This is a genomic window from Aeromonas mytilicola subsp. aquatica, from assembly GCF_044336385.1.
Lineage (GTDB): Bacteria > Pseudomonadota > Gammaproteobacteria > Enterobacterales > Aeromonadaceae > Aeromonas > Aeromonas rivipollensis.
The window spans coordinates 1887078-1899357 of the sequence record NZ_CP172298.1; the positions used below are offsets into that span (position 1 = coordinate 1887078).

Annotated in this window: 9 protein-coding genes; 7 read left to right on the plus strand and 2 right to left on the minus strand. The window is 64.3% G+C overall.

Annotated features, from left to right (window positions below; translation table 11 throughout):
- Positions 1 to 84 precede the first annotated feature (84 nt).
- Together ACFWHB_RS08765 and ACFWHB_RS08770 are read left to right on the plus strand one after the other, a co-directional pair.
- On the plus strand, positions 85 to 1161 hold the full coding sequence (locus ACFWHB_RS08765) for a YCF48-related protein (RefSeq protein ID WP_395949973.1): 1077 nt from the start codon (positions 85 to 87) through the stop codon (positions 1159 to 1161).
- A gap of 60 nt (positions 1162 to 1221) precedes the next feature.
- Complete coding sequence (locus tag ACFWHB_RS08770) at positions 1222 to 3738, plus strand: efflux RND transporter permease subunit (protein ID WP_395949974.1); 2517 nt, start codon at positions 1222 to 1224, stop codon at positions 3736 to 3738.
- Between the two features lie 82 nt (positions 3739 to 3820).
- On the opposite strand, the gene ACFWHB_RS08775 is transcribed toward ACFWHB_RS08770, so the two are convergent.
- Positions 3821 to 4873, minus strand: coding sequence for an AraC family transcriptional regulator (locus ACFWHB_RS08775; protein ID WP_106887921.1), 1053 nt, complete (start codon positions 4871 to 4873; stop codon positions 3821 to 3823).
- A gap of 316 nt (positions 4874 to 5189) precedes the next feature.
- Between ACFWHB_RS08775 and ACFWHB_RS08780 the strand changes: the two genes are divergently transcribed.
- The 3 genes from ACFWHB_RS08780 (at position 5190) to ACFWHB_RS08790 (ending at position 9166) form a co-directional block, all read left to right on the plus strand.
- Positions 5190 to 5774, plus strand: a complete 585-nt coding sequence (locus ACFWHB_RS08780) for an RBBP9/YdeN family alpha/beta hydrolase (RefSeq protein ID WP_163148659.1) — start codon at positions 5190 to 5192, stop codon at positions 5772 to 5774.
- A 58-nt stretch (positions 5775 to 5832) separates the two neighbouring features.
- The gene (locus ACFWHB_RS08785; protein WP_395949975.1) at positions 5833 to 7491 is read left to right on the plus strand and encodes a fatty acid--CoA ligase; all 1659 of its coding nucleotides are present in this window, start codon (positions 5833 to 5835) and stop codon (positions 7489 to 7491) included.
- 121 nt (positions 7492 to 7612) lie between these two features.
- A complete protein-coding gene (locus ACFWHB_RS08790) occupies positions 7613 to 9166 on the plus strand; it encodes a methyl-accepting chemotaxis protein (protein WP_234676257.1) in 1554 nt (517 codons plus the stop codon).
- Positions 9167 to 9262: 96 nt separating this feature from the next.
- Here the strand turns inward: ACFWHB_RS08790 and ACFWHB_RS08795 are convergent, their stop codons facing one another.
- Entirely contained in the window at positions 9263 to 10855 is a 1593-nt protein-coding gene (locus tag ACFWHB_RS08795) for a GGDEF domain-containing protein (RefSeq protein ID WP_106886519.1), read from the minus strand.
- Between the two features lie 87 nt (positions 10856 to 10942).
- On the opposite strand from ACFWHB_RS08795, the gene ACFWHB_RS08800 reads away from it, so the two are divergent.
- Both ACFWHB_RS08800 and ACFWHB_RS08805 read left to right on the plus strand, forming a co-directional pair.
- Positions 10943 to 11587, plus strand: coding sequence for a TIGR01621 family pseudouridine synthase (locus tag ACFWHB_RS08800; RefSeq protein ID WP_290071226.1), 645 nt, complete (start codon positions 10943 to 10945; stop codon positions 11585 to 11587).
- Positions 11584 to 12234 carry a haloacid dehalogenase-like hydrolase gene (locus ACFWHB_RS08805; RefSeq protein WP_395949976.1) on the plus strand — a complete coding sequence of 217 codons (651 nt, stop codon included), beginning with the start codon at positions 11584 to 11586 and terminating at the stop codon, positions 12232 to 12234. Before ACFWHB_RS08800 ends, ACFWHB_RS08805 begins: the two co-directional genes overlap by 4 nt.
- Positions 12235 to 12280 lie beyond the last annotated feature (46 nt).

The following is a 12280-nucleotide window of genomic DNA, read 5'->3' on the forward strand; positions in this document are numbered from 1 at the left end:
GTTCGTCATTGATGAACCGGACTCCTCGATGTTGGCGTCGGGCGCCTTTTGGCATCCCGCCGCCCTCTGAGACAAGGACGTGGTATGGGTTCATTCAAGACGTTGGCGCCATTGATCTGCTGCGCCCTGCTGATGCAAAGCGCAGGGGTGACAGCCGGGCAGGCGACCGATTATGTGGACGTGCTGGACCTGCCGGCCAAGGCGAGCGCCCTGGCCCAGCGCAGCCCCCTGCTGGATCTGACCCGTGCCGGGTCGCGGCTGGTGGCGGTGGGGCAGCGGGGTCACATCCTCTATTCCGACGATGAGGGGCGGCGCTGGCAGCAGGCCAGGGTGCCGGTGAGCTCGGATCTGAACGCCGTCACCTTCCCCACCCCCGAGCAGGGTTGGGCCGTGGGGGGGGATGGGGTGGTGCTGCACAGTCAGGATGGCGGTGCCAGCTGGCAAAAACAGCTGGATGGCCGCCAGATTGGCGGGCTGGTGAGCGCCTTCTATGCCGCCAAGGCCCGTGCCGAGCCGGACAACGAACAGTGGGCTGCGCTGGTGGAAGAGGGCCAGCGCCTGGTGGGGGAGGGGGCCGACAAACCCCTGCTCGACGTCTGGTTTGAGGACGACAAGGTGGGCTACGTGGTCGGGGTCTTCAACCTGATACTGCGCACACAGGATGGCGGCCTGCACTGGACGCCGATGCAGGATCGCACCGACAACCCGGATGGGCTCCATCTCAATGCCATAGCCCCCGCCGGTGACGCCCTCTATCTGGTGGGCGAGCAGGGCCTGCTGCGCAAATGGGAGCCGCAGACGCAGCGCTTCGTCTCACTGCCCAGCCCCTATGACGGCAGCTTCTTCGGCCTTATCGGCCGCCCGGATGAGGTGATCGTCTATGGCCTGCGGGGCCATGTCTATCGCAGCACGGACGGAGGCGAAAACTGGACCCGGCTCGTGAGCCCGCTGCCCATCAGCATCAGCGCCGCTATGCAGGGGGCCGATGGCCAGTTCCGCCTGTTTACCCAGGCCGGCCATATGCTGCTGCAACGGGGCAACGCGCCGCTGACCCTGGCCCCCCTGGCCGAGCCATCGCCGGTGGCGGGCGCCGCCCTGACCGCAGATGGCACCTTGGCGCTGGTGGGCAGCCGCGGGGTGCGCACCCTTGGCGTCAAATAAGGTTTGTCAACGCAGGCCGTCACCGGATGACGGCCCAATAACGATAACGAGGATCCAGACATGGGCCATGTGAAGCAAGATTCGATGCCGGTGATCCGCGAGCTGAGCGCGTTCGACAGGCACTCCGGCAACCTGCTGGAGCGGCTGGTGTTCAACCACAGGGCGCTCTTCATGCTGGTGATGACGCTGGCGACCCTGGTGCTTGGCTACATGGGCGCGACCCGTCTGGCGCTGGCGCCCAGCTTCGAGAAGATGATCCCCCAGAGCCAGCCCTACATCAAAAACTTCCTGGAGAACCGGGACTCCCTGCGTGGCCTCGGCAACTCGGTGCGGGTGGTGGTGGAGAATACCCGGGGGGACATCTTCGACCCCGACTATCTAAGCGTCCTCAAGCGGGTCAATGACGAGCTGTTCCTGACCGAAGGGGTAGACAGGGCCTGGATGAAGTCCCTCTGGAGCCCGGCGGTGCGCTGGACCGAGGTGACCGAGGAGGGCTTCCAGGGCGGGCCCGTGATGCCGGATGCCTATCAGGGATCGGCCTCTGACATCGAGCAGCTGCGCCAGAACATCAACAGAGCCGGCATAGTCGGCAGTCTGGTGGCGAGCGATTTCAAGTCCAGCATGCTGATAGTGCCCCTGCTGGACAAGGCCTCTGTCACCGGCAAGCCCCTCAATTACCATGACTTCTCCCAGCGCATCGAGGCGCTACGCAGCCAGATTGAGTTCGAAGGCGCCCCCCATCAGGCGGGGGAGGAAGGGACGGGCCAGTACAAGATCCGGGTGATCGGCTTTGCCAAGCTGGTCGGCGATCTCATCGACGGCCTCATCCAGGTGATCCTCTTCTTCGCCCTGGCGGTGGCGACTTCGCTCCTCATCATCTTCCTCTACACCCGCTGCGTGCGCAGCACCCTGCTGGTGGTGGGCTGCTCCCTGGTCGCCGTGATCTGGCAGCTCGGCATCATCGCCTGGCTCGGCTACGCCATCGATCCTTACTCTGTGCTGGTGCCCTTCCTCATCTTCGCCATCGGCGTCTCCCACGCGGCCCAGAAGATGAATGGCATCATGCAGGACATCGCCCGCGGCACCCACCGCCAGATAGCGGCGCGCTATACCTTCCGCCGCCTCTTCCTCGCCGGGGTCACGGCGCTGCTGGCCGATGCGGTGGGCTTCGCCGTGCTGATGCTGATCGACATCCCCGTCATCCAGGATCTCGCCATCACCGCCAGCATAGGGGTGGCGGTGCTCATCTTCACCTCGCTGCTGCTGATGCCGGTGGCCCTCTCCTATGTGGGGGTGGGCCGCAAGGCGGCCGAGCGAGCGCTCAAGATAGACACCCACGCCGCCGCCAATCAGGGGTTCGGCAGACTCTGGGCACTGCTGGATCGCTGCACCGAGCGTAAGTGGGCCACAGTGGTGGTGATCCTCGGCCTGGCGATGGGCATAGGCGGCTACCTGGTGAGCCTGCAGCTCAAGATTGGCGATCTGGACAGCGGCGCCCCCGAGCTTCGCGCGGATTCGCGCTACAACAGGGACAACGCCTACATCACCAGCCACTACGCCCTCTCGAGCGATCTCTTTGCGGTCATGATCAAGACGGCGCCAGAGGGGTGTCTCGACTACCAGACCCTGATCCTGGCCGATCGCCTGGGGTGGGAATTGCAGCAGCATCCCGGGGTGCAGGCCACGACCTCGCTGGTCAATGCGGTGCGCCAGATCACCGCCGGCACCTATGAGGGCAACCCCAAGCTCGCCAGCATCCAGCGCAACCAGAACGTGCTGAACTATGCCGCCCAGCAGGCCTCGGTCAACAGCCCCGAGCTGTTCAACACCGACTGCTCCCTGATGCCGGTGATAGCCTACTTGAAAGATCACAAGGCCGAGACCCTGAGCGGCGTGGTGGCCATCGCCGAGCGGTTTGCCCGGGAGAACAGCACGGCGGATCGCCAGTTCCTGCTGGCCGCGGGCAGTGCCGGCATAGAGGCCGCCACCAACATGGTGGTGCACGAGGCCAACCGCACCATGCTGCTCTACGTCTATCTGGCGGTGACTCTGTTCTGCCTCATCACCTTCCGCAGCTGGCGGGCGACCGTGGTGGCGCTGGTGCCCCTGATGCTCACCTCTGTGCTGTGCGAGGCGCTGATGGTATTCATGGGCATAGGCGTCAAGGTGGCGACCCTGCCGGTGATTGCGCTGGGGGTCGGCATAGGGGTGGACTACGCCCTCTACCTGCTGAGCGTGCAGCTGCACCATCAGCGCCAGGGCATGTCACTGGTGGACGCCTATCGCCAGGCCGTGGCCTTCACCGGCCGGGTGGTGGGGCTGGTGGGCATCACCCTGGCCGCCGGTGTGGTGGCCTGGGTCTGGTCCCCCATCAAGTTCCAGGCCGACATGGGCATACTGCTCACCTTCATGTTCCTGTGGAACATGCTGGGTGCCCTGATAGGGGTGCCTGCGCTCTCCTACTTCCTGCTCTCCGGGACGGGGGCTGTGCCTGCCCAGGCGCGGGAGCGGCAGGAGGGGGATGCCAAAGACGGGGTCAAGCCCTGCCGGACCCCGGTGGGGGCCGACGTCAGCTAGCAATAGCCGTGACACAGGGAAAGGAAAAAGAGAAGGGAGGCGCCATGCCTCCCTTCTCTCGTCTGGCGAATGGCGCCAGTAGTCAACCGTAGGCGAGGCCGGCGCGAGCGGGTTGGGCCACCTTGGGCACGCCCTTGTGGCGGGAGCGCCAGGTGGCCGGCGGCATGCCGAACTGGGCGCTGAACCAGCGGGTGAAGGAGCTCGGCATGGAGTAGCCCAGCATGTCGGCGATGTGGCCCAGCGAATAGCCGGAGTTTTGCAGGTAGCGCATCACCAGATCCCGGCGAACGTCGTTGACCAGCTCGCTGAAGGTGGCGCCGCTCTCTTCCAGATGGCGCTGCAGGGTGCGCACGTTCATTCCCAGGGTGCGGGCTATCTGCTCTATGGTGGCGCGCCCCATGGGCAGCAGCAGGTAGATGGCCTTGCGCACGTCCGTCATCAGTGATTGCTGGGTCTCCACCAGCAGGGTGTCGAGGTACTGGCGGGCATGACGGGCCATGGCCTGGTTGGCCAGAGGGTTCGGAATGTCCAGATCGGCGGCCTGGCAGACGATGCCGTTGAACTCGCTGCCAAACTCCAGCTTGCAGCCGAACAGCCGCTTGTGGATGGAGAGATCCGCCGGCGCGTCATGGGTGAAGTTGACGCTGATGGGATGCCAGTTGGCGCCAACCCCGACCTGGGCAGCACAGAAGCGATACATGACGCCGACCGCGAGCTCGGTGGCCTGGCGCGAGGGCATGGGGGCGTCCGTGATGATCTCCTCGCGAATGATCACCGCCTTGCCCGCCTCTTCGATGAAGATGGCCAGGGCATTATTGAACAGGTGAATGTACTGCACTATGACCTGCAAGGCCTCGCGCAGGTTGGGCTGATAGCTCAGCAGCAGGCTGACCTCGCCAAAGTCCGACAGCTGGCGATGCTCCGCCATGCGCAGACCCAGGCTCTGGCAGTTCCCGGTACGGGCGGACAGCTCGAGCAGGTTGACTATGGTGGAGACGGGGATGCGCTGATTGGGCACATCCAGAATGGAGGCGCTGAGGCCGGCTTGCGACAACAGGCTGGGGGTATTGAGGCCCAGTTGGCGGGCGACATCGAGATAGTTGGTGAGGGTGGCGGCTCTGGCAAGGAGGGTCATGATGCAATTCCCATGGCGACAGCTCATCTGCTGGTTGCTTGTTGTTAACTGGTTTTTATCATTTCGTTTACAAATTGGAAAGTGCTTATTAACTGATCTATTAGTCGCAGGTGCCATGTGATGACCTTGCGTGCCAGCCCGTCTCATGGCCTTTCGAGTCCGACGCTCTCCCACTCCGTGGCGCTCATGGCGCCAGGTGACTGTCATATAAAGACAACTCCATGGCATCCAAGGTAAAGCAGTTGGGAGCCTGGCACCTTACTGTGGTCTTGATGTCATCCGGCCGTCGCCGGGTCACCTGAACAGGGGGAGAGAGATGAAGGCATTTCAGCCCGAGGCCACAGTACTGATAGTGCCCGGCCTGCGTGACCATGTGGCGGATCACTGGCAGACCCTGCTCGCCGAGGGGCTTGAGAAGGTGGTGACAGTGCCGCCTTTGACCTCGGACAAGCTGAGCTGCCAGGCCAGGGTCGAGGCCATAACGCAGGCGCTGGCGCGCATCCAGGGCCCGGTGATCCTGGTGGCTCACAGTGCCGGGGTGCTGATGCTGGCTCACTGGGTGGCGCAGCAAGGCGCTGCCCGCCATCGCCACCCCATCCGGGGCGCCCTGCTGGTGACGCCGCCGGATCTGGATGCCAGCTGGCCATCCCATTACCCGAGCCCGGAGGCCATGCAGGCCGGAGGCTGGCACCCGCTGCCCCGCATGAAGCTGCCGTTCCCGAGCCTGGTGGTGATGAGCCACAACGATCCCCTGGCGAGCCCGGCGGCCGTGCGTGCCCTGGCCCAGGACTGGGGGAGCGAGCTGGTGGACGCCGGGGCCGTGGGACACCTCAACCCGGCGAGCGGATTTGGCCCCTGGCCCCAGGCCGAGGCCTTGCTCGGGCGTCTCGACGCCCGCTAACCCCATTGCGAGGGAGGGATGCCTCCCTGCGCCCAGACACGAATCGGAAGGAGTCCGTATGGTGAAGACAAGGATCATACCGCCAGCCCAGGGAGCCCATGCCTATCCCTTGCTGATCAAGAGCCTGCTGCTGTCCGGGGTGCGCCAGCACCCGGGCCGGGAAATCGTCTACGCAGATCGGCTGCGCTATGACTATCGCACCCTCAACCAGCGCATCCAGCGCCTCGCCAACCTGCTGACGGCCTCGGGCATAGGGCCGGGGGACACGGTCGCCCTGCTGGACTGGGACAGCCACCGCTCCCTCGAGTGCTTCTTCGCCGTGCCCATGATAGGCGCCGTGCTGCACACGGTGAACGTGCGCCTCTCGCCGGAGCAGATCGCTTTCACCATGCACCACGCCGAGGATCATCTGGTGCTGGTCCATGACGACTTCCTGCCCATGCTGGAGAGCATTCAGGAGAAGCTGCCCACGGTGCGCGGCTATATCCGGCTGACCGATGGGGAGCAGCCCTCCACCACACTGCCCCTGCTCGGGGAGTACGAGACGCTCTTGGCCGGGGCGGACGACCAGTTCGACTTCCCCGATTTTGACGAGAATTCGGTGGCGACCCTGTTCTACACCACGGGCACCACTGGGGATCCCAAGGGGGTCTACTTCAGCCACCGCCAGCTGGTGCTGCATACCCTCAACGAACTGGGCACCCTGGCGGCCCATGCGGGCCAGTCCCTGCTCTGCTCAGACGACGTCTACATGCCCATCACCCCCATGTTCCACGTCCATGCCTGGGGCGTCCCCTATGTGGCGACCATGCTGGGGGTGAAGCAGGTCTATCCGGGGCGCTACGAGCCGGACAAGCTGGTACGGCTCTATCGCGACGAGGGGGTGAGCTTCTCCCATTGCGTGCCGACCATATTGCAGATGATCCTCGACTGCGAGGAGGCGGCAAAGACCTCCCTTGCGGGCTGGAAGATGTTGCTGGGGGGCAGTGCGCTGCCGCTCGGGCTGGCGACCCAGGCCCATCGACAGGGGATACTGGTGCACGCCGGTTACGGCATGTCGGAGACCTGCCCGCTGCTGTGCGTGGTGCACCTGGCTCCCGAGGAGCTGGCGCTGCCCATGGCCGAGCAACTGCCGCTGCGGATCCGCACCGGCAAGCCCATCGGGCTGGTGGACTTGCGCATCATAGATGAGCAGGGCCGGGCGCTGGCCCACGATGGCCAGACCATGGGGGAGATAGTGGTGCGTGCTCCCTGGCTGGCCCAGGGCTACCTGAAAGAGCCGGGCAAGGGGGCCGAGCTCTGGGAAGGGGGCTGGCTGCACACGGGGGACATGGCCTCCATCACCCCGGACGGCACAGTCGAGATCAAGGATCGCATCAAGGATGTGATCAAGACAGGGGGCGAGTGGATAAGCTCCCTGGCGCTGGAGAGTCTCATCAGCGCTCACTCTTCCGTCCATGCGGTGGCCGTGATCGGGGTGCCGGACCCGCAGTGGGGAGAGCGCCCTTTGGCCCTGGTGGTCGGCAAGGAGGGGGCGCATCTGGATGCGCAGGCCATCAAGGCTCACCTGCAGGGGTTCGTCGACAGCGGTCGCATCAATCGCTGGGCCATACCGCGCCAGATCCGCATAGTGCAGGAGATCCCCAAGACCAGTGTCGGCAAGGTCAACAAGAAGCTGATCCGGGAGCGTGAATGCCATCCGGCGGTGGAGAAGTGAGGCCGCCGTCATAGATCCAGAGGACGGCCTCTCAGTCATCCCCACTGTCTGAGGGGCCTTGTTGGCCGGGCTGCCATGGCTTGACTACGATAACTGAGTTATCACACAAGAGGCGTGCGCCATGAACAGAACCCAGATTCATCTCGTTGATGAAGAGGTGGATTTTCCGTCCAGTGAACAGTTGGTTTCCACCACGGATCTGCAGGGGGTCATTACTTATGCCAATGACCACTTCTGCCGGGTGGCGGGATACAGCAGGGCAGAGATGATAGGCCAGCACCACAACATGGTTCGTCATCCCGACATGCCCAAGGCGGCCTTCGCCGATCTCTGGGGCAAGCTGAAGCAGGGCAAGCCCTGGCGCGGCATGGTGAAGAACCGCTGCAAGGATGGTCGCTACTACTGGGTGGATGCCTATGTCACCCCCATCTTCGAGCAGGGGCGGATAAGCGGCTATCAGTCGGTGCGCAACCGGGCCGAGCCCGGGATGAAGGCCGTCGCCGCCCGTACCTACGGGCGATTGAGGGCGGTGGAGCGGGGGGAGCGCAAGGCGGGACTGAGCCTGCGCCCCGTCCGTCATGGGCTGGCCATCGCCGGGCTCCTGCTGATGCTGGCGGCGAGCGCCTATCTGACGGGGCCCCTGGGGGCCCTGTTCATGCTGCTGCCCCTCTTGTGGCTCGGCCTCCTCTATCGTCACACCCTGATCACCACCCCCCGTTACCTGAGCCAGCTGGGCGAGGAGTACGACAGCCTGACCCGGCTCATCTACTCGGGGGATGAACCCAGCGCCATCGCCGATTTCCACATCAAGCTGCTGCAGGCCAGGATCCGCACCGTGCTCGGGCGGGTGGACGATGCCACCCTCTCCCTGCAGGATCTGGCGGTCCATCTCAAGACCGCCTCCAGCGAGACGAGCGCCGACATCGCCGAGCAGGACATCCAGACCCAGCAGGTGGCGACCGCCATCACTGAGATGGCGGCGACGGCTCACGAGATAGCCCGCAACATCCAGGAGACCGACAACCAGATTGCCCAGGCCAAGGTACATTGCCAGCACACCAATCAGCAGCTGGAGGATACCCAGCACAGGGTCACCGAGCTGGCCACCCAGGCGGAGCACGCCTTCACGGCGGCGGTGGCGCTGGCAGAGGAGTCGGATCGCATCGGGGTCCTGATGAACGAGATCCAGGGGATAGCGGACCAGACCAATCTGCTGGCCCTCAACGCCGCCATAGAGGCAGCCCGGGCGGGAGAGCAGGGACGCGGTTTCGCCGTGGTGGCGGACGAGGTGCGCACCCTCTCAACCCGGACCCACAAGGCGACCGAGCAGATCCAGGGCAGCATAGGGCAGATCCAGCGCACCCTGAATGGCTGGAAGGGGATGATGCAGCAGAATCTGGAGCAGACCCAGTCCTGCGTGACCCTGACCCGGCAGGGCTCACAGAGCCTGCATCAGGTGCTGGCCGAGATAGAGCGGGTGGTGGATCTGTCGACCCAGATCTCGGCGGCGGCGGAGGAGCAGCAGGCGGTGGTGGAGGACATCAGCCGAAACGTCAACGCCATCTCCCAGCACTCCCACACCAACAGCAACAAGATGCACGACATGGATGCCTCGAGCGACATCCTGCTCACCAAGGCGCGCCAGCTCAAATCCCTGGGGCAGACCTTCGGCTGACGCCCGCGTCGAGCAGGCACAAGATGACAACAAGGCCACCCCGGGGTGGCCTTGTTGCATGACGCGTCCTGTGGAGCCGTGGCGCTTAAGCCGCCATCAGCTCGTCTGCTCCGCCAGCGCAATGAAGCCGCCGCTCTTGTCGCAATACATGGCCCTGTCCGCCTGGATGAGCCATTGCTCCGGGCTCCAGCCACTCTGGTAGTGGCTGACCCCTATGCTGATCCCGACCTGCATGGCCTGGCCATTGACCACGAAGGGGGCCCGCATGGCGTGCCGGATCACCTCGGTCACATCCTGCGCCTGGGAGCAACTGTAACCGGGCAGCAGCAGGATGAATTCATCCCCCGCCAGCCGGGCAAAATAGCACTGGTGGCCGATGGCGTCATGGAGCCGGTTGGCCAGCTGGCAGAGGATGGCATCCCCCTGGCTGTGGCCGAAGTTGTCGTTGATGCGCTTGAAGTCATCGAGATCGCAAAACAGCAGGCAGCCGGGATCCTCGAGCTGCACTTGCTCCTGCAACTGCTCCATCAGGCTAAGGCGATTGGGCAGGCCGGTGAGGGGATCTATGCGGGCCAGCTGCAGTATCTCCTGCTCGCGCAACTTGCGCAGTGTCACCTCCCGATTGAGCCGCTTGTTGCTGACCAGCAGATAGAGGGAGAGCAGCAGGATGAGGGCGCCGACCCCCAGGCTCAGCAAGAACCAGGGGCGCCAGAAGATCCACTGCGCTGAAGGGGCCTGATAGAGAAAACGGGTCAGCGGCACCGCCCTCGGGACCAGGCCTATCTCGACCAGCTGCTGCATGATGTGGGCGAAGCGATCCGGATTCATATACCCGATCTCCACATAGAGCGGCTGTATCATCTCCTTGCTCATCTGCAGCTCGTACTCCATGTGGGCCTGACTGCGGTTGACGGCATACTCCTTGCGCAGCAGGTCGATGGCCTCGGTCGGGTGGGCGAGGGCGTAGCGCCACCCCTTGAGGCTGGCGGCCCGAAACTTTGCCACCCGCTCCGGGTTGGTGCGCTCCTCGTTCTGGGTGGTGAACAGGATGTCGCTGTAAAAATCGATGCCGTAATTGCGGGGGTTGATGACGGAGACAGAGACGCCGTGCTCCTCCAGATAGAAGGGCTCGTTGCTGAGATAGGCGTTGAAGATGTCGATCTTGCCGGTGATCAGATCGTCTATGTTGACCGAGGTGGGCACAGGGATGAGCTGGCGTTCGTGCAGCCCCTGATAGTAGAGGGTGGCGAGCAGTTCGGCATCCTGATGGCCGGGAAACATCATGATCCGTTTGCCACGCATGTCCGCAACGGTGAGAATGCCGCTGTCGCGACGGGCCAGGAAGATGGAGGGGGAGTGCTGATAGACGCAGGCGAGCGCCAGCAGGGGTTCGCCATTGACGTAGCTGGTGAGCACCTCTGTGTTGCCGACGCCAAAGTCGGCGCGCCCGCTCAGCACTTCCTGTACCGGGCTTATCCCCTTGCCGCCCGGCCTTATCTCGACATCCAGTCCGGCATCGGCATAGAACCCCTTCGCCTTGGCCATGTGATAGCCCACGAACTGGGGTTGATGCAGCCAGCGCAACTGCAAGACGACCCGATCCGGAGGCTCATGGGGACGGTCACTTGCCAGGACAGGGGAAGCGTAACTGGCGCCAAGCAATAGCAGCCAAAACAAGTATCTCTTCATCCGTGCGATTCTTGTGCTGAGGATCCATGGGGTGGCCAGCAGGCCCGCATTCAACTTGTTAACAAATCACATTCTAAAGGGTTATAGATGTACCGGATACAGTTGCAGCACAAAGATTTCATGGTGATCAACAAGGGCCCAGGCCTTGGCATGCATGACGAGGGCGGTGAGCCCGGGCTCGTCAACCGGCTGCGCACCGAGACCGGATTGACACTCTACCCCGTTCATCGCCTCGACAAGATGACCTCGGGGCTGGTGCTGCTGGCCCGCACCCCGGAGGCGAACCGGGCACTCAGCATGGCCTTTGCCGCCCGGGAGGTGAGCAAGCAGTATCTGGCACTTTCGGATCGCAAGCCGAAGAAGAAGCAGGGCTGGGTCAAGGGGGACATGGAGAAAGGGCGTGGCGGCAGCTGGATGCTGGCCCGCACCCAGGAGAACCCGGCCATCAGCTGGTTCGATTCTGTCTCGGTGCGAGAGGGACTGCGGCTCTATCGCATCAAGCCCCAGACCGGCAAGACCCACCAGATCCGGGTCGCCTTGAAAAGCATTGGCGCCCCCATCCTCGGGGACGATCGCTACGGCGGCACGATCGCCGATCGCGGCTATCTGCACGCCTGGCGCCTGCAGTTTACCCTGGCGGGGGAGGCCTTCGATCTTGTCTGCCCGCCGGATGAGGGGGATCTGTTCCTCCTGCCCGAACTGCACACCGCCATCGCGGGATTGAGCGAATGACAAGCACCCGTGGGGCGCCCGGCCCGGGCTGGATCCTGGCCGACTTTGACGACACCCTGGCGCCGGGGGACAGCCACGCCGGCTTGCTGCGCTTCATCCTGCGCCGGCGCCGCTGGCCACTCCTGCTGCTGCCGGTGATCGCACTGGGTGGCCTGGTGTATCTGGTGCCCCGCCTGCGGCGTCAGGGAATTTCGCTTATCTGGTGGGCCATCACCCTGGGGCTCTCGCCGCTGGGTTGGCGCCAGCTGGTGCGGGCCTATTGCCACACCCGGCCCGGGCTGTTTCGGGAGGCCCGCTCCCTGCTGATGGCCGAAAGGGCGCGCTGCTGGGTCATCTCCGCCAGCCCCCGGGCTTTGGTCCGGGCCCAGCTCCATCGACAACTGCCACGGCTTCCCCATCGCATCACAGGCTCGCGGATGGGCTATCGCCTCGGTGGCCTGGTGCCGCGTTTTTATTGCCACGGCCGGCACAAGATCCAGCCCGAGATCCGCACCCTCAGGGTGACGCTGGCCTTGAGTGACAGCCTGCACGACTTGCCGCTGCTGGCGCTGGGGCAGCAGGCCTGGTTCATCAACCCGACCGCCCGCAGGTTGCAACAGGCCAGGGGCCACCTGCCCCATCTCGAGGTGAAAAACTGGCACCTGTAAGGCAAAGCTGACAGCCCGGCGGAGCGCCGTGGGGCTGTCCGCAAGG

Excerpts from the sequence above, each read along its gene's own strand:
- ACFWHB_RS08765 (WP_395949973.1), top strand. The coding sequence starts at position 85 with ATGGGTTCATTCAAGACGTTGGCGCCATTGATCTGCTGCGCCCTGCTG.
- ACFWHB_RS08770 (WP_395949974.1), top strand. The coding sequence starts at position 1,222 with ATGGGCCATGTGAAGCAAGATTCGATGCCGGTGATCCGCGAGCTGAGC.
- ACFWHB_RS08775 (WP_106887921.1), bottom strand. The coding sequence starts at position 4,873 with ATGACCCTCCTTGCCAGAGCCGCCACCCTCACCAACTATCTCGATGTC.
- ACFWHB_RS08780 (WP_163148659.1), top strand. The coding sequence starts at position 5,190 with ATGAAGGCATTTCAGCCCGAGGCCACAGTACTGATAGTGCCCGGCCTG.
- ACFWHB_RS08785 (WP_395949975.1), top strand. The coding sequence starts at position 5,833 with ATGGTGAAGACAAGGATCATACCGCCAGCCCAGGGAGCCCATGCCTAT.
- ACFWHB_RS08790 (WP_234676257.1), top strand. The coding sequence starts at position 7,613 with ATGAACAGAACCCAGATTCATCTCGTTGATGAAGAGGTGGATTTTCCG.
- ACFWHB_RS08795 (WP_106886519.1), bottom strand. The coding sequence starts at position 10,855 with ATGAAGAGATACTTGTTTTGGCTGCTATTGCTTGGCGCCAGTTACGCT.
- ACFWHB_RS08800 (WP_290071226.1), top strand. The coding sequence starts at position 10,943 with ATGTACCGGATACAGTTGCAGCACAAAGATTTCATGGTGATCAACAAG.
- ACFWHB_RS08805 (WP_395949976.1), top strand. The coding sequence starts at position 11,584 with ATGACAAGCACCCGTGGGGCGCCCGGCCCGGGCTGGATCCTGGCCGAC.